Annotated in this window: 19 protein-coding genes; 13 read left to right on the top strand and 6 right to left on the bottom strand. The window is 70.3% G+C overall.

Translation table 11 applies throughout. The annotated features are described in order from the left end of the window. Positions 1 to 233: 233 nt before the first annotated feature. The 11 genes from DFJ66_RS16030 to DFJ66_RS16080 are packed head-to-tail and all read left to right on the top strand — an operon-like array spanning position 234 to position 11352. Positions 234 to 1916 carry a nitrite/sulfite reductase gene (locus DFJ66_RS16030; protein ID WP_121222183.1) on the top strand — a complete coding sequence of 561 codons (1683 nt, stop codon included), beginning with the start codon at positions 234 to 236 and terminating at the stop codon, positions 1914 to 1916. After that, entirely contained in the window at positions 1913 to 2071 is a 159-nt protein-coding gene (locus tag DFJ66_RS44265; RefSeq protein WP_121222185.1) for an Insertion element protein, read from the top strand. The genes DFJ66_RS16030 and DFJ66_RS44265 overlap by 4 nt, the downstream gene beginning before the upstream one ends. Next, the gene (locus DFJ66_RS16040; protein WP_121222187.1) at positions 2068 to 2769 is read left to right on the top strand and encodes a phosphoadenylyl-sulfate reductase; all 702 of its coding nucleotides are present in this window, start codon (positions 2068 to 2070) and stop codon (positions 2767 to 2769) included. The genes DFJ66_RS44265 and DFJ66_RS16040 overlap by 4 nt, the downstream gene beginning before the upstream one ends. Continuing rightward, complete coding sequence (gene cysD, locus DFJ66_RS16045; protein WP_246029775.1) at positions 2766 to 3671, top strand: sulfate adenylyltransferase subunit CysD; 906 nt, start codon at positions 2766 to 2768, stop codon at positions 3669 to 3671. Before DFJ66_RS16040 ends, cysD begins: the two co-directional genes overlap by 4 nt. Before the next feature lie 2 nt (positions 3672 to 3673). Beyond that, positions 3674 to 5011 (top strand): sulfate adenylyltransferase subunit 1, encoded by a 1338-nt coding sequence (locus tag DFJ66_RS16050; RefSeq protein WP_121222192.1) that lies wholly within the window; start codon positions 3674 to 3676, stop codon positions 5009 to 5011. 24 nt (positions 5012 to 5035) lie between these two features. Beyond that, positions 5036 to 6118, top strand: coding sequence for an ABC transporter substrate-binding protein (locus DFJ66_RS16055; protein ID WP_121222194.1), 1083 nt, complete (start codon positions 5036 to 5038; stop codon positions 6116 to 6118). Positions 6119 to 6139: 21 nt separating this feature from the next. After that, positions 6140 to 6925, top strand: coding sequence for an ABC transporter ATP-binding protein (locus DFJ66_RS16060; protein WP_121222196.1), 786 nt, complete (start codon positions 6140 to 6142; stop codon positions 6923 to 6925). Beyond that, positions 6906 to 7784, top strand: coding sequence for an ABC transporter permease (locus DFJ66_RS16065; protein WP_121222198.1), 879 nt, complete (start codon positions 6906 to 6908; stop codon positions 7782 to 7784). The genes DFJ66_RS16060 and DFJ66_RS16065 overlap by 20 nt, the downstream gene beginning before the upstream one ends. Continuing rightward, positions 7781 to 8512: a sirohydrochlorin chelatase gene (locus tag DFJ66_RS16070; RefSeq protein WP_121222200.1), complete on the top strand. Its 732-nt coding sequence runs from the start codon at positions 7781 to 7783 to the stop codon at positions 8510 to 8512. The genes DFJ66_RS16065 and DFJ66_RS16070 overlap by 4 nt, the downstream gene beginning before the upstream one ends. A 27-nt stretch (positions 8513 to 8539) precedes the next feature. Then, positions 8540 to 10027, top strand: a complete 1488-nt coding sequence (locus DFJ66_RS16075) for a helix-turn-helix transcriptional regulator (RefSeq protein ID WP_147459282.1) — start codon at positions 8540 to 8542, stop codon at positions 10025 to 10027. Then, the gene (locus DFJ66_RS16080; protein ID WP_147459283.1) at positions 10024 to 11352 is read left to right on the top strand and encodes a pentapeptide repeat-containing protein; all 1329 of its coding nucleotides are present in this window, start codon (positions 10024 to 10026) and stop codon (positions 11350 to 11352) included. Before DFJ66_RS16075 ends, DFJ66_RS16080 begins: the two co-directional genes overlap by 4 nt. Here the strand turns inward: DFJ66_RS16080 and DFJ66_RS16085 are convergent. Both DFJ66_RS16085 and DFJ66_RS16090 read right to left on the bottom strand, forming a co-directional pair. Beyond that, positions 11321 to 11797 (bottom strand): MarR family winged helix-turn-helix transcriptional regulator, encoded by a 477-nt coding sequence (locus DFJ66_RS16085; protein ID WP_246029776.1) that lies wholly within the window; start codon positions 11795 to 11797, stop codon positions 11321 to 11323. The two genes, DFJ66_RS16080 and DFJ66_RS16085, sit on opposite strands and share 32 nt — an antisense overlap. Then, on the bottom strand, positions 11794 to 12417 hold the full coding sequence (locus DFJ66_RS16090; protein WP_121222206.1) for a type 1 glutamine amidotransferase family protein: 624 nt from the start codon (positions 12415 to 12417) through the stop codon (positions 11794 to 11796). The genes DFJ66_RS16085 and DFJ66_RS16090 overlap by 4 nt, the downstream gene beginning before the upstream one ends. Before the next feature lie 61 nt (positions 12418 to 12478). Here DFJ66_RS16090 and DFJ66_RS16095 point away from each other — a divergent pair, with 61 nt between their 5' ends. Further along, complete coding sequence (locus tag DFJ66_RS16095; protein WP_121222208.1) at positions 12479 to 13255, top strand: enoyl-CoA hydratase-related protein; 777 nt, start codon at positions 12479 to 12481, stop codon at positions 13253 to 13255. Here the strand turns inward: DFJ66_RS16095 and DFJ66_RS16100 are convergent. The 3 genes from DFJ66_RS16100 to DFJ66_RS16110 are packed head-to-tail and all read right to left on the bottom strand — an operon-like array spanning position 13252 to position 14226. Then, positions 13252 to 13512: a barstar family protein gene (locus tag DFJ66_RS16100; protein WP_121222210.1), complete on the bottom strand. Its 261-nt coding sequence runs from the start codon at positions 13510 to 13512 to the stop codon at positions 13252 to 13254. The two genes, DFJ66_RS16095 and DFJ66_RS16100, sit on opposite strands and share 4 nt — an antisense overlap. After that, positions 13509 to 13991: a guanyl-specific ribonuclease gene (locus DFJ66_RS16105; protein WP_121222212.1), complete on the bottom strand. Its 483-nt coding sequence runs from the start codon at positions 13989 to 13991 to the stop codon at positions 13509 to 13511. Before DFJ66_RS16105 ends, DFJ66_RS16100 begins: the two co-directional genes overlap by 4 nt. Before the next feature lie 10 nt (positions 13992 to 14001). Further along, positions 14002 to 14226: a hypothetical protein gene (locus tag DFJ66_RS16110; protein WP_121231248.1), complete on the bottom strand. Its 225-nt coding sequence runs from the start codon at positions 14224 to 14226 to the stop codon at positions 14002 to 14004. A 71-nt stretch (positions 14227 to 14297) separates the two neighbouring features. Between DFJ66_RS16110 and DFJ66_RS16115 the strand changes: the two genes are divergently transcribed. Next, a complete protein-coding gene (locus DFJ66_RS16115) occupies positions 14298 to 15263 on the top strand; it encodes a zinc-binding dehydrogenase (protein WP_121222214.1) in 966 nt (321 codons plus the stop codon). On the opposite strand, the gene DFJ66_RS16120 is transcribed toward DFJ66_RS16115, so the two are convergent. Continuing rightward, positions 15253 to 16101 carry a LysR family transcriptional regulator gene (locus DFJ66_RS16120; RefSeq protein WP_121222217.1) on the bottom strand — a complete coding sequence of 283 codons (849 nt, stop codon included), beginning with the start codon at positions 16099 to 16101 and terminating at the stop codon, positions 15253 to 15255. The two genes, DFJ66_RS16115 and DFJ66_RS16120, sit on opposite strands and share 11 nt — an antisense overlap. Positions 16102 to 16137 lie beyond the last annotated feature (36 nt).

Below are 16137 nucleotides of genomic sequence, written 5' to 3' on the forward strand. Positions count from 1 at the left end.
GTGGACCACGGGGTGGACGCGTGGCACGCTGCAAACCATGACGTCGAACGGAGTGCGCCTGGTGGTCCGCCGCCACGTGGACTTCCGTCGTGTTTCCAGCGCGATGTGCCGCCGCTCGGCATAGCCCGCGCCCGACTCATGTTCCCGTCGGCGCCGGGTGCGCTGACGAGACCCCCACCACGGATCCACCGGGACTCGCACGCGCACCAGCGCCCCGAAACCCGGAGGACGAGATGGTCCCCCCGACGACGACACCCCCGCGCCCCAAGCAGCGCCGGGGTGAGGGGCAGTGGGCGCTGGGCTACCGCGAGCCGCTGAACCCGAACGAGCGGAGCAAGAAGGACGACAACCCGCTCAACGTCCGGTCTCGGATCGAGAACATCTACGCGCACCGCGGGTTCGACTCGATCGACCCCGCCGACCTGCGCGGACGCTTCCGCTGGTACGGCCTGTACACCCAGCGCAAGCCCGGCATCGACGGTGGCCGCACGGCCACGCTGGAACCCGAAGAGCTGGACGACGAGTACTTCATGCTCCGCGTCCGCATCGACGGCGGCCGGCTCACCACGGCGCAGCTCGCGCTGATCGGCGAGCTGTCCCAGACCTACGCGCGCGACACGGCCGACATCACCGACCGGCAGAACGTGCAGTACCACTGGATCCGCATCGAGGACGTCCCCACCATCTGGCAGAAGCTGGAGGACGCCGGCCTGACCACCATGGAGGCCTGCGGCGACAGCCCGCGCGTGATCCTCGGCTCGCCGGTGGCGGGCATCGCGCAGGACGAGGTGATCGACGCCACGCCCGCGATCGACGAGATCCTGCGCCGCTACATCGGCGACCCGCGCTACTCCAACCTGCCGCGCAAGTTCAAGACCGCGATCTCCGGCCTGCCGGACGTGGCGCACGAGATCCACGACGTGGCCTTCGTCGGCGTGGACCACCCCGAGCACGGCCCCGGCTTCGACCTGTGGGTCGGCGGCGGGCTGTCCACGAACCCGATGATCGCCAAGCGGCTGGGCACGTGGGTGCCGCTGGACGAGGTGCCGGACGTGTGGGAGGGCGTGATCAGCGTCTTCCGCGACTACGGCTACCGCCGGCTGCGGCACCGGGCGCGGATCAAGTTCCTGGTCGCCGACTGGGGCCCGGAGAAGTTCCGGCAGGTGCTGGAGGACGAGTACCTCAAGCGCAAGCTCATCGACGGCCCCGCGCCCGAGACCCCCGCGATCCCGCGCGACCACATCGGCGTGCACCAGCAGAAGGACGGCCTGTTCTACGTCGGCGCGGCCCCGATCGCGGGCCGGGTCACCGGGTCGACGCTGGTCGAGGTGGCCAAGGTGGCCGAGCGCGCCGGGTCCACCCGGGTCCGGTTGACGCCGCAGCAGAAGCTGGTCGTGCTGGACGTGCCGGAGTCCGAGGTCAAGGCGCTCCAGGCGGACCTGGCCAAGCTGGGGCTGCAGACCGAGCCGTCGCCGTGGCGGCGGGGCGTGATGGCGTGCACCGGCATCGAGTTCTGCAAGCTCGCGATCGTCGAGACCAAGAAGCGAGCGGTCGAGCTGGTGTCGGCGCTGGAGACGCGGCTGGCCGACATCGTGGAGGGTGTCACCGCCCCGATCTCGGTGCACATCAACGGCTGCCCCAACTCGTGCGCCCGCATCCAGACCGCGGACATCGGGCTCAAGGGCCAGATCGTCACCGACGCCGACGGCAACCAGGTCGAGGGCTTCCAGGTGCACCTGGGCGGCGGCCTGGGCCTGGACGCCGGGTTCGGCCGGAAGCTGCGCGGCCACAAGGTGACCGCCGACGAGCTGTCCGGCTACGTCGAGCGGGTGGTGCGCAACTTCGTGGCGCAGCGCAAGGACGACGAGCGCTTCGCCCAGTGGGTCGCCCGCGCTGACGAAGCGGACCTGAAGTGAGCGAGCGCGCTACTCCGTTCTACTGCCCTTACTGCGGCGACGAAGACCTTCGGCCGCAGGAAGAGCCGTCGTACTCCTGGTTGTGCGCCGCCTGCCGGCGCGTGTTCACCGTCAAGTTCGTGGGTCTCAATCTCCCGCAGGAGGTTCAGCGATGACCGCCCCCACCCGGGTCGAGGAACTGAAGGTGATCGCCGAGGCCGCCTCGGTGGAACTGGCCGACGCCACCGCCGAGGAAGCGCTCGCGTGGGTCGCCCGCACGTTCGGCGACAGCTGGATCGTCGCCTCGAACATGCAGGACGCCGTGCTGATCGACCTGGCCACCAAGGTCAAGCCGGACGTGGACGTGCTGTTCCTGGAGACCGGCTACCACTTCGCCGAGACCATCGGCACCCGCGACGCGGTGGACCTGGTCTACCCGGAGGTGCGGATCGTCAACGCGGCGGCCGAGCAGTCGGTGGCCGACCAGGAAGCGCAGTTCGGGCTGCTGAACAAGACCGACCCGAACCGCTGCTGCCACCTGCGCAAGGTGATCCCCTTGCAGCGCACGCTGGCCAACTACGACGCGTGGGTGACCGGCGTGCGCCGCGTGGACGCGCCCACCCGGGCGAACACCCCGATCGTGCAGTGGGACGAGCGCAACGGGCTGGTGAAGGTCAACCCGATCGCGCCGTGGTCGGACGAGCGGTTCAACGCCTACATCGCCGAGCACGGGATCCTGGAGAACCCGTTGGTGCAGGAGGGCTACCTGTCCATCGGGTGCGCCCCGTGCACCTCGAAGCCGCTGCCGGGCCAGGACCCGCGCAGTGGCCGCTGGGCCGGTACTTCGAAGACGGAATGCGGGTTGCACGGATGAGCGTGGGCACAGCTCTGGACACGTTGGGACGCCTGGAATCCGAGGCGATCCACATCTTCCGCGAGGTCGCGGGCGAGTTCGACCGGCCGGTGATCCTGTTCTCCGGCGGCAAGGACTCGACCCTGCTGCTGCACCTGGCGGTGAAAGCGTTCTGGCCCGCGCCGGTTCCCTTTCCCCTCCTACATGTCGATACCGGACACAACTTCCAGGAAGTCATCGACTTCCGGGACCGGACGGTCGAGAAGTACAACCTGCGCCTGGAAGTGGCCAGCGTGCAGGACTACATCGACGACGGCCGACTCCAGGAACGCCCGGACGGCACCCGGAACCCCTTGCAGACAGTGCCTTTGCTGGACGCGATCACCACTCACAAGTTCGACGCCGTCTTCGGCGGCGGACGCCGTGACGAGGAACGCGCCCGCGCCAAGGAGCGCATTTTCAGCCTGCGCAACGCCTTCGGCCAGTGGGAGCCGCGGCGGCAGCGTCCCGAATTGTGGAACCTCTACAACGGGAGGCACCGTCCGGGGGAACATGTGCGGGTATTCCCGCTCTCCAACTGGACCGAGCTGGACGTCTGGCACTACATCGCGCGGGAGGGGATCGAATTGCCGTCGATCTACTACGCGCACCAGCGCGAGGTTTACCTCCGCGACGGCATGTGGCTGGCGGAAGGCCCGTGGGGCGGCCCGCGTGAAGGCGAGCAGCTCGTGAGCAAGACCGTGCGCTACCGGACCGTCGGCGACGGTTCGTGCACGGGCGCGGTGGAGTCGGACGCGGCGGACATCGAGGCCGTCATCGCGGAGGTGGCCGCGTCGCGGTTGACCGAGCGCGGTGCGACCCGGGCCGACGACCGGTTGTCGGAGGCCGCGATGGAGGACCGCAAGCGGGAGGGCTACTTCTAACCATGAGCGACCTGTTGAGGCTGGCCACCGCGGGCAGCGTGGACGACGGTAAGTCCACGCTGGTCGGCAGGCTGCTCTACGACACCAAGTCCGTGCTGGCGGACACGCTGGACGCCGTGCACCGGGCCAGCGCCGACCGCGGCCTGACCACCCCGGACCTGTCCCTGCTCGTCGACGGACTGCGCTCGGAGCGGGAGCAGGGCATCACGATCGACGTGGCCTACCGCTACTTCGCCACCCCGAAGCGTTCTTTCGTGCTGGCGGACACACCCGGGCATGTCCAGTACACGCGTAATACGGTGACTGGAGCGTCCACGGCGCAACTGGGTGTGCTCCTGGTGGACGCGCGCAAGGGTGTGGTGGAGCAGACGCGCCGCCACGCCGCCGTGCTCGCGCTGCTGGGGGTGCCGCGCTTGGTCCTCGCGGTGAACAAGATCGACCTGGTCGACTACGACGAGGTCACCTTCTCCCGCATCGCCAAGGAGTTCACCGCGCACGCCACCGCCCTCGGCTTCCCCGAGGACGCCGTGGTGGAGATCCCGGTGTCCGCCCTGGCCGGCGACAACGTGGTGGAGCGGTCGGACAAGACCCCGTGGTACTCCGGGCCCACCCTGTTGGAGCACCTGGAGACCGTGCCGGTCGAGCCCGACCCGCACGACGCGCCCTTCCGGTTCCCCGTCCAGTACGTCATCCGGCCGCGCACCGCCGAGTACCCGGACTACCGCGGCTACGCCGGTCAGGTGGCGGCGGGCACGGTCCGCGTCGGCGACGAGATCACCGTCCTGCCCTCCGGTCTGCGCAGCACCGTCGAGAAGATCGACACCGCGGACGGCCCGCTGGAGGAGGCCGCCGCCGGACAGTCCGTGACGCTGCTGCTGGCGCACGACCTGGACATCGCGCGCGGCGACCTGATCGCGTCCGGTGACGCGCCGAAGGTCACCGACGAGTTCGAGGCCACCGTGTGCTGGCTGGCCGAGAAGGCGCTCACGCCGGGCGCGCGCGTGCTGGTCAAGCACGGCACCCGGACCGTGCAGGCGATCGTCACCGAACTGCGCAACCGCTTCGACGAGCAGAAGCTCGCGAGCACCGAGAGCCCGGGTTCGCTGGGCCTCAACGAGATCGGCCAGGTCTCGGTCCGCACGGCCGAGCCTGTCCCCGTCGACGACTACTCCCGGAACCGCCGCACGGGCGCGTTCCTGGTCATCGACGCGTCAGACGGCAGCACGCTGGCCGCAGGCCTGGTCGGGGCGCCGCTGCCGGAGCTGGACGGCGTGGACAGCTGTACCGGGGGCGGGAACTCCGCCCAGGACAGCCACGCCCTCGTGTCCCCCGGTCCCTGACCCCCTAGAAAGGCCGACGCCGCCGTGAGCAAGCGCAGCACCCTGACCAAGTCACTGGCTGTACTGACCGCTTTCCTCGCCTTGACCGCCTGCTCACGGGCCGACCGCGGCAACGACGCCGCGACCGCGCCGACCGAGGACAAGGGCGCCGCCGCCGAACTGCGGCTGGGCTACTTCCCCAACGTCACCCACGCCGCCGCGCTGGTCGGCGTGGAACAGGGCCTGTTCGCCAAGGAGCTGGGCAGCACCAAGCTGACCACGCAGACCTTCAACGCCGGACCCGAGGCGGTCAACGCGCTGCTCGGCGGCTCGCTGGACGCCACGTTCATCGGGTCCGGCCCGGCGATCAACGCCTTCGACAAGTCGAAGGGCGAGGCCGTGCGCCTCGTCGCCGGTGCCACGTCCGGCGGTGCGCAGCTGGTGGTCAAGCCGGAGATCGCCTCGGTGGACGACCTCAAGGGCAAGGTCATCACCACGCCGCAGCTGGGCAACACGCAGGACGTGGCGTTCAAGAAGTGGCTGGCCGACCAGAAGCTCGCCGTGGGCGCCGGCGCGGACCAGGTCAACGTCACCAACACGGAGAACTCGCAGACCCTCGACCTGTTCAAGAAGGGCGACGTGCACGGCGCGTGGGCGCCGGAGCCGTGGGCCTCGCGACTGGTGCTCGACGCGGGCGCGAAGGTCCTGGTGGACGAGAAGACCCTGTGGGAGGGCGGCAAGTTCCCGACCACCGTGCTGCTGGTGCGCACCCAGTTCCTCAAGGAGCACCCGCAGACCGTCGAGGCGCTGCTGAAGGGCCACCTGGCGGCCACCGACTTCGCGACGAACAACAAGGCCGAGGCCAAGAAGGTCGTCAACGAGGCCCTGAAGAAGCTGACCGGCAAGTCGCTGGGCGAGCCGGTGCTGGACCGCGCGTTCGACAACATCACGCTGACGCTGGACCCGCAGGCCAAGTCGTTCCCGCAGCTGGCGAAGGACGCGGTCACCGCGGGCGTCGCCAAGCAGGCCGCGGACGTCGCCGGGCTCGCGGACTTCACGCTGCTGAACAAGGTGCTCACGGCGGCGGGCAAGCCGACCGTGGACACCGCCGGGCTGGACAAGAAGTAACTCGGGGAAGGCAGGCACACCATGACCGCCACGCTTGAGCCCACCGTTCCGTCCACTGTGGACGCGGCTGTGACCCTGTCCGCGGTGCGCAAGACGTTCGGGCACGGACCGCACGCGGTCACGGCGCTCGACGGCGTCGACCTGCGGGTCGCGCCGGGCGAGTTCGTGTGCCTGCTGGGCGCGTCCGGGTGCGGCAAGTCGACCTTGCTCAACCTGGTCGCCGGCCTGGACGCGCCCACCTCGGGGTCCATCACCCTGACCACCTCGCGGCCGGCCGTGATGTTCCAGGAGGCCGCGCTGATGCCGTGGCTGACCGCCGCGCGCAACGTCGAGCTGCCGCTGCGGCTGGCCGGCGTCAAGCGCGGCGCCCGCCGGGAGAAGGCCGGTGAGCTGCTGGAACTCGTGCGGCTGTCGGAGGCCGGGCACAAGCGCCCGCACGAGCTGTCCGGCGGCATGCGGCAGCGCGTGGCCCTGGCGCGGGCGCTGGCGTCCACGCTGGGCAGCGCCGAGGAGGGCACGCCCGGCCTGCTGCTGATGGACGAGCCGTTCGCGGCGCTGGACGCCATCACCCGGGACGTGCTCCAGGCGGAGCTGGTGCGGGTGTGGCGGGAGACCGGGACCGCGATCGTGTTCGTCACGCACGACGTGCGCGAGGCCGTGCGGCTGGGGCAGCGGGTCGTCCTGCTGTCCTCGCGCCCGGGTCGCGTGGTGCGCGAGTGGTCCACCGTGGACGCCGACGAGCCCGCGATCGTGCAGGACATCACCGCCCGGCTGCGAGAGGTGATCAGTGGCCACGCCGCGGCTTGACAACGACCTGGCGGCCGTCGGCGCGGGCCTGGACGCGCTGGACGCGCCGTCGCAGGAGCAGCGCCCGTCGCTGGGCAAGCGGTTCGTCCGCACGGTCCTGCCACCGCTGATCGCGTTCGCGCTGCTGCTGGGCGTGTGGCAGGCGCTGTGGGCGGCGGCGTTCTGGCCGGAGTACCAACTGCCCTCGCCCGCATCGGTGTGGGCGGCGGTCGCCGAGGCCGTCGAGAGCGGACGGGCGTTCGACGTGCTGTGGACGTCGGTGCACCGGGCGGTGCTGGGCTTCCTCACCGCCGTGCTGATCGCGACCCCGCTGGGGTTGTTGATCGCCAAGGTGCGCGTGGTGCGGGCGGCCATCGGGTCGCTGCTGACCGGTTTGCAGTCGCTGCCGTCGGTGGCGTGGGTGCCGGCGGGCATCCTGTGGTTCGGCGCGACCCCGTCCACGATCTACTTCGTGGTGCTGATGGGCTCGGTGCCCTCCATCGCCAACGGCCTGGTGTCCGGCGTCGACCAGATCCCGCCGCTGCTCCCGCGCGTCGGGCAGGCGCTGGGCGCGAGCCGGCTCGCGGCGGCCCGGCACATCCTGCTGCCCGCCGCCCTGCCGGGGTACCTGGCAGGGTTGAAGCAGGGCTGGGCGTTCTCGTGGCGGTCGCTGATGGCGGCGGAGATCATCGCGACCTCGCCGCAGCTGGGTGAGGGCCTGGGGCAGTACCTGCACAACGGGTCGTCGTTGAACGACATCTCGATGGTGATCGCGGCGATCTTCCTGATCCTGTTGGTGGGCATCGGGATCGAGCTGCTGGTGTTCCGGCCGTTGGAGCGGGCGGTGCTGCGGGCGCGCGGTCTGTCGGGTGCGCTGTGACCGCTTTGGTGGCTGTGGCGCACGGCAGCCGTGACCCGCGTTCGGCGGCGACCGTGCACGAGTTGCTGGACGTGGTGCGGGCTTTGCGGCCGTCGCTGGACGTGCGGGCGTCGTTCTTGGACCTGTCCGCGCCTCGGCTGGGTGACGTCCTGCACGCCGTGCGCGGGGACGGTCACCGGTCGGCGGTCGTGGTGCCGTTGTTGCTGGGCAAGGCTTTTCACGCGCGGGTGGACGTGCCGGGGGCGGTGGCCGAGGCGCGGTTGCCGTCGCTGGACGTGACGATCGCGGACGTGCTGGGGCCGTCGCCGTTGCTGGAGTCGGCGGCGTTGCGGCGGTTGGCGTCGATCGGGGTCCGGTCGCACGATCGTGAGTTGGGTGTCGTGCTGGCCGGGGCGGGGTCGTCGCACGAGCCCGCCAACGCGGCCGTGCGGGCGATCGCCCAGCGGTGGGCTTCCGGCGCGCGTTGGGCGGGCGTGGAGGCGGCTTTCGCGTCGATGGCCGCCCCCGATGTGCCGGCGGCGGTCGAGCGGCTGAAGGCCCGGGGTGCGCGCCGGATCGCCGTGGCGTCCTGGTTCCTGGCCCCGGGCTTCCTGCCCGACCGGGTGGCGCGGCTGGCCGAGACGGACCTGGTGGCCACGCCGCTGGGCGCGGACCCGGAGGTGGCGGAACTGGTCCTCCACCGCTACGAAGCCGCCCTGGCGGAAGACTTGGCCGTCCGGACCGCCTGACGGCTACTCAGCCGCCATCATGTGCGGGTGACCAACTCCCAGCCCCAGCGTTTCACGATGGCTGATGCTGCGCGGGTGCTCGGCCTCTCGCGTTGGACCTTTCGGCGTTTGCACTGGACGCGCGTGATGTCTCCCCCGGCTGGGCGGGAAGGAGGCAGCCCGTACTGGCACGAACGCGATCTTTACCAGTGGGCGGCCAACAGTGGAGAACAACGGTTCCTCAGGCGGACTCCGTTGCGGTACTGGCCGACCGCGAACGAACCCGCGACGTACAGCGGCGCCACCACTCAGGAGCACTACGTTGCACAGATCTGGATAGCCGAAGCAGGGACGCTTTGCGTCGTGTGGCCGCTGCCGGGAAAGATGCAGCCCACAGCCGTCACCGTCGCGGCGGAGTTGCCCGAAGCGGACGCCTTGGTCCGAATCGCACCGGATTTCGGACGCGACGGGCCGACAGTGGGCACGGCGCAGCCCGGCGAAGCGCCACCGACGTGGGCCGACTTCGAGGCGCTCTGGAACGACCTGTCCCGAGTGCTGGGCCAGCCGGCACCCTACTGGCCCTATTCGCTGCGCATCCCCAGGCTCATCGAGAATTGGGCGCCACAGCAAACGACGACGGTGTACCCTGCCGCCCCTGATCTGGACATCGTGCCTCTTCTGAAGTTGGCGCTTGCCTTGCCCGCCGGCAGCGCCGAGCAGCGAGCCGTCCAGCACCTTGCTACCGTGGCCCAACACCGTGCCACGGAAAGTGCGGTCCAGAACCTGGAGTTGGTTGATGAGCTCCAGCGAAAGCGCAAGTCATGCTTCACGCGGACCACTGCTGTGGCCGCTCGCCCCCTCCCGTTTCCCGAGCCGGGCGAGATGGAGGCGGGCGTTCTGCGCCGAGGATGGCAGAAGATACTGGAACGCACAGACCAACTTGCCGCCGATTGCGTTCGTCTCGCGGCGATGTGGGATGGCGGCGCGCACTTCCCGTACGCCAGCGTGGAACGAGTCAACCCTGCCACTCGCTATGGCGCCGAATGGGCGTCGAGGTTGCGGGCGCCCGCAGAACGCGCAGCCGTCTACGAGTCCCTTGGACGCGGCGGTGGCGACGCATTGATCGACCCGGTCAGCGGCGCGCCGGTGGTAAGAGAACCCGACGGCTCCCTCTTCGTCGCCGTTCCGCAGCGGCTCAACGCTTCGGGAGGCCAGTTGACTGAGGTGGTGCTGGACGAACCGGTGTGGATCCGGACGGAAGATGGAAGCATCCAGCCCGCTCCTCGCGACCATTATTGGGGCTTGTCGTGGGGATACAGTGGGAGCGGTCCTGGGTCGCTCGCTCTTCTGATCCACCGCCTGTTGGACGACATCACAGCGCCTGCTGCGGACAGCGCGATGGGAGCGCCGCTGGGGTTGGACGAGCTGACCGAGTTGAAGTGGCCGCGTGAAAGCGTGCTTACGCGCGAACTGCTCGAGTCGGCTCGTTCCGGACGCTCCTACCCCAAGCCGGGAGCGCCGGTGGAGGACGCATGAAGTGGAGAAGTTGGCACGGTCAGGTGAGCATTGCGCTCGGAGTCGGCCTCGGTTGCTGGTTCTCACGCGGTTGGTGGGATTCGCTCGTCCTGTGGATCTACCGGTGGTGGCAGGTTGTGCTGGTCGTCAGCCTGATCGCCACAGGCGTGGCAATCCTGCACACCCGCCCGCGCGACCCTCGAAGCGACACGGCCGATGAGATGCGGCCTCTTTCCACACGAAGCATCGTGACCGGCGCAATGGTCCTTGTAGCGCTCGCCGTTGTCATCGCGTCACTGCTTCTGCGCGCTTTCGGAGGCGGCTCGCCGACAGTGCAACTGGACGCGATCCGCACTGCGGGAACGATAGTCGTCGGGACCGGTGGAGCAGCGGCATTGTGGCTGGCCGCCCGCCGTCAGCGCTCAACGGAGCTGTCGCTGGCCCACCAGAGGGTCGTTGCGGCGCAGTCCGAACACGACGCCTTGGAACGGCGGATCACGGACCTCTACACGAAAGCAGTTGAACAGTTGGGCTCCGACCAAGCCCCGGTCCGGCTCGGTGGCTTGTACGCGCTCGACCGTCTGGGCGGCAGCACTCCGGAGCAACGCGAGACGATCTTCAACGTGGTGTGCGCGTACTTGAGGATGCCGTTCCCACCCGAACCCAACGTCGTCGACGCGGACGCATCCGCGGAGGAGCGCGAGAAATTCGACAAGCATCTACGCGAACGCCTGCAAGAGCGGCAGGTGCGGCTGACTGCGCAACGCATCTTGCACCGCCACCGTCTCCCAGGCACCGATGACTGGTGGGAAGTGTCGGCGATCGACCTCAGGGCAGCAGCGCTGGGTGGCGCCAACCTCGCGGGGGCAGATCTGCGTGGCGCCGACTTGGACGAGGCCGATCTCTCCGCGGCCGACTTGACCGGAGTGCACTTGGGTGGAGCGACGCTTGTCGGTGCCGACTTGACCGGTGCCTCGTTGACCGGTGCTCGCCTCGAGAAGGTCAACGGCGAGAACCTCGACCTCACCGCCATGGGGCTCGCCGGTGTGGATCTGCGGGAGGCGCGACTGGCGAACGCCACACTGACCCGAGCCGACCTGCACAATGCAGACCTGACCGGTGCAGACCTCCAGCACGCCGATTTGGTCGGCGCCGATCTGAGATCCGCACGGCTTGTGGATGCCTCGCTTGCAGGGGCCGATCTGACCGACGCCAACCTCGACGGTGCGGTGGTCACCGGTACGTCGTTCGACCAGGTGAAGGTGACCCGGACGATTCTGACCACGAGCCTCTCGCCGGAACAACTGGTCGAGATCAACCGGAAGAAGCCCCAGCCGGACGTTTGACGTCGTCCACTGCTGTGACGAGTTGGCGCATCACCTTCAGGGTCGTCTTGAGCTCGTCCAAGTCCACTTGGGACGACACCTTGTTGGTGAAGGCGTGCTGGGCCGCGCGGAGGCTGTCGACGGCCGCGTAGCCGGCTGCCGTGGGGCGGAAGAGCTTGGCGCGGCGGTGGGCCGGGTTGGGGAGGTATTCGGCCAGGCCCTTCTCGACCAGGACGTCCGCGATGCGTTGCACGCTCTGCCGGGTCAGGCTCATCTCGCGGGCGATGCCGGACACGGGCAGCGGCTCGTGCAGGACCGCGCCCAGGACCTGCCACCACGCCGCCGTCAGGCCGACCGGCTTGGTCATCACCTCGGCCGCGTCGAGGAAAGCGCCGTAGAGGCGGAAGGTTCGCATGATGACCTCGGTCAGCACGTCCCCCGCCTCCGTGCGCGGCTCGACGGTCACGACACCGCCGCCATCAGCTTGCCGAACCACTGCGGGTCGCCCGAGCTGAACAGGCCGTACCAGGCCTCCAGCACGGCGGGCTCGTAGACGTCCAGTTCGGCGAGGATCTCGCGGGCGAACTCGAGGGCGCTGTCGGCACCGGCGGTGATCAGGCCGTTCGAGCGCACCGCGCGTTCCTGGCGGTAGTGGTCGGCGCCCCGGTAGCCCTCGACGGGCAGCAGTTCCTCCAGCATGTTGCCGGTGTGCGGACGGTCGTCGAGCAGGCCTTCCGCCGCGAGGCCGACGGTGGCGCCGCAGATCGCCGCCACCGGGACGCCCGCGTCCAGCCAGCGCCGTGCGGCCTGGGCGAACTCGGCGTTGCCGCCGTCGGCCCACGAGTTGGCGCCGGGCAGGAGGAGCAGCGCGCTGTCGGCGGGGTCGACGTCGGACAGCGCCAGGTCGGGCGTGACGGTGAGGCCGCCCATGCTCGTGATCGGGTCGCGGGTCAGGCCGACCGTGCGGACCTGGTAGCGGTCGGGCTGCTTCTGGAACGCCGGGTCGTTGATGCGGGCCGTGGCGTAGCCGAACTCCCAGTCGGCCAGCTGGTCGTAGAGCGCGAGGTGGACCGTCTTCGTCGTCATGACAGCATCCTGTCATTTTGACAGTGTGCTGTCAATTGGACGTCCTGGTTAGAGTGCGCCCATGGCAGACGAGCTGGTCCACTACGAGGTGCGGCGTGGCATCGCGACGATCACGCTGGACTCCCCCCACAACCGCAACGCCCTGTCCGCGCAGCTGCGCGCCGAGCTGACCGGCCACCTGAAGACGGCCACCGCCGACGACGCCGTCCGGGTCGTCGTCCTGACCCACACCGGGCCGGTGTTCTGCTCGGGCATGGACCTCAAGGAGGCCGGTGGGGCGAGCGCGTCCCAGCAGGGGGTCAACGAGTTCCCGGCGATCCTCGAACAGCTGTGGACCAGCCCGAAGCCCGTCGTCGCCCGCCTGGCCGGGCCGGCGCGCGCGGGTGGCGTGGGGATCGTGGCGGCGTGCGACATCGCGGTGGCGGTCGAGTCGGCGACGTTCGCGTTCAGCGAGGTCCGGATCGGTGTCGTGCCGGCGGTCATCTCCGTGACCGTGCTGCCGAGGCTCCTGCCGAGGGCCGCCCACGAGCTGTTCCTGACCGGCGAGACGTTCGACGCTCAGCGGGCGGTGGCGATCGGCCTGATCAACTCCGCGGTGGCCGCCGAGGGGTTGGACGCCGAGGTCACCCGGTACACGGACATGCTGGCGCTGGGTGCGCCGAACGCGCTCGCGGCGACCAAGCAGATGCTCCAGCAGGAGCGGTCGAGCAACCTCGGTGAGGTGTTCGCGGACATGCTGGAGCTGTCGGCCAAGCACTTCGGCGGGCCGGAGGGGCAGGAAGGGATCGCGGCTTTCGTCGGCAAGCGCAAGCCGAACTGGGTGCCGACCGAGGACTAACGCTCCACCCTGAACGGGCGGGGGCTGTCGGCGGTGGCGGTTTCGGCGTCGGCCAGGACGGCCGCCACCGAGTCGTCACCGCCCTCCCAGACCAGGACGTGTTCGCCCTCGGGCAGCCACGACAGGTCGGTCAGGCAGTCGTACAGGGCGTCCAGGTTCTGCCCGTAGTAGTCGGGGAACTCCATCGCCTCGCCGATGGCCGCCAGCGCGGCGCTCTTGGACCGCGCGCCGGGGCGCACCACGTGCCGGTGGATCATTTCGTCACGTCCACGACGACGAACGACTCGTAGTGGTCACCGGTGTAGTAGACCTCCCGCTCGCGCCCGGTCACCAGGCGGCGCGCGCCACGGTCGTCGCTGCCCGGGGTCGGCACGGTGTACTCCCGGTAGTAGTCGCCGGACTTCGCGGGCAGGCGCTTCTCGCGGTTCTGGAAGGTCACGCCGTCGTTGCGCGGGTACGGGAACGGGCCGCCGCGCTCGATCAGCTCCCAGGTCGCCTTCGCCTCGCCGGGCAGGCTGGTCAGGCCCTTGACCGGCAGCCCGGACGCCGCGCCGGGCACCTGGGCGGGCTTGGCCGCCGACGCCGTGCCGGAGCCGGCCGCGGCCTTGGTGGAGCCGGTCGTGGACGTCGGGGGTGGGGGCTCGGTGGAGCCGCCGAGGTCCTTCGCGAAGTAGCCGATCACGACCAGCGCGATCAGGCCCACCAGCGCGACGGTGAGGCGACGTGCGGGAGTCACGACCGCCAGCCTACGAAGGCGTGCTCGCGTCCACCTTCTCGGGCTCGACCGCCGGCGGCACCTTGGGCACCGGGTTGAACCGGCCCGCCGCCTGGTCCACGACCCGGTCGATCAGCCGCGCCACCCCCAGGGCCGCGGGCAGCAGCACGGCCATGACCAGCGCGAACTGGAACGGGAACGGGAGTTGGGCGAGCCACAGCTCCACCCCGTCCCACCACTGCGCGATCGCGTCCAGCACGCCCCCGAGCCTACTGCCGTGACGTGGTTCACCGCACACGACTCCCTACCTCTGGGTAAGTTCGCCGCATGTTCGCCGTCTACGCAGCCGAGCCGAGCCCGCAGGACCCCCTCGCCGCACTGCGCGTGGGTGACCGACCCGATCCCGAGGTGCCGGCCGGCTGGGTCCGCGTCGGCGTGAAGGCCGCCAGCCTGAACATGCACGACCTGTGGACCCTGCGCGGTGTCGGCATCAAGGCGGACAAGTTCCCCATGACCCTGGGCTGCGACGGCGCCGGCGTGCTGGAGGACGGCACGGAGGTCGTGCTGCACTCGGTCATCGGCGACCCGGCCTGGTCCGGTGACGAGACGCTGGACCCGGGCCGCACCCTGCTGACGGAGAAGTACCAGGGCAGCTTCGCCGACTACGTGGTCGTGCCGGCCCGCAACGCGCTGCCCAAGCCGGAGGGCCTGACGTTCGAGGAAGCCGCGTGCATGGGCACGGCGTGGCTGACGGCGTACCGGATGCTGTTCGTGAAGTCCGGGCTGCGCCCCGGCCAGACCATGCTGGTGCAGGGCGCGTCCGGCGGCGTCTCGACCGCGCTCATCCAGCTCGGCCGCGCGGCCGGTTACCGCGTGTGGGTGACCGGGCGGTCCGAGGAGAAGCGGGCGCTGGCCGAGTCGCTGGGCGCGCACGCCACCTTCGAGTCCAGCGCGCGCCTGCCCGAGCGGGTGGACGCGGTGTTCGAGACGGTCGGCAAGGCCACCTGGTCGCACTCGATGAAGGCGCTCAAGCCGGGCGGCATCGTCGTCATCTCCGGCGCGACCAGCGGTGACGCGAGCGCGGCCGAGTTGCAGCGGCTGTTCTTCCTCCAGCTTCGGGTGGTCGGCTCGACCATGGGCACGCGGGAGGAGCTGGGCGACCTGCTCGCGTTCTGCGACCTGACCGGCGTGCGCCCCCAGATCGGCAGCACCCTGCCGATGGAGCAGGCCGAAGAGGGCTTCAAGGCGATGCTGGACGGCGAGACCGCCGGCAAGATCGTCTTCACCCGCTGACCGAGCCGACCAGCGCCGTCACGGCCGGGTGCCACTCGCGTCCGGGAGGTCCGCTGATCACCAGGCGGCGGACCACCCGGCGGCGCAGCGGCACCAGCACCAGGCCCGGCGGCAGCATGGCCGAGATCAGGCCGGGCACGATCGTGATGCCGACGCCCGCCCGGACCATCGCCAGCAACGTGCCCAGCTCGCGCACCCGGTGCACGGGCTTGAACGGCAACCCCTGGTGGGCCTGCCGCACGTGCCGCTCGCACCCGCCGCACGACAGCAGGAACGGGTCGTCCGCCAGGTCGGCCACGTCCACGTCCGGTTCGCCGGCCAACGGGTGGTCCTCGCGCAGCAAGGCGTGGAAGGCGTCCTCGCCCACCTCCACGCCGTGACCGGGCGGCGGGTCCACCACCACCGCGGCTTCCACCGTCCCGTTGGCCAGCCAGTCGGCGACCTCGTCGTCCTCGCCCTCGAACAGGCGGATGCGGACGTGCGGGAACTCCGCCTTCCACCGGGACAGCAGGTCCGGGAGCAGGCCCTGGCACACGGTGGGCGGTGCGGCGAGCTTGATCGTGCCGCGCGCCAGGCCGCCGCGCCGGGCGGCCAGGTCGGTGATCGCGGCCGAGGCGGCGACGGCGGTCCGGGCGTGCGCGACCAGTTCCGCGCCGAAGGACGTGGGTGTCGGGCGGCCGTGGCGGTGCAGGACCGGGTGGCCCAGGGTGCGTTCCAGGGCGGCGACCGCGTGGGAGACGGCGGACTGGGTGATGCCCAGGGTGTCGGCGGCGGCGCCGAAGCCGCCCTCGTCCACCACCGCGAGGAACGCGCGGAGTTGCGCGAAGTTCAGTGCCATGAGCGTCCCTCATGTGCTGGGGCAGAGTCGCTTGTT

Source organism: Saccharothrix variisporea, from assembly GCF_003634995.1.
In the GTDB taxonomy this organism is placed as follows: Bacteria; Actinomycetota; Actinomycetes; order Mycobacteriales; family Pseudonocardiaceae; genus Actinosynnema; species Actinosynnema variisporeum.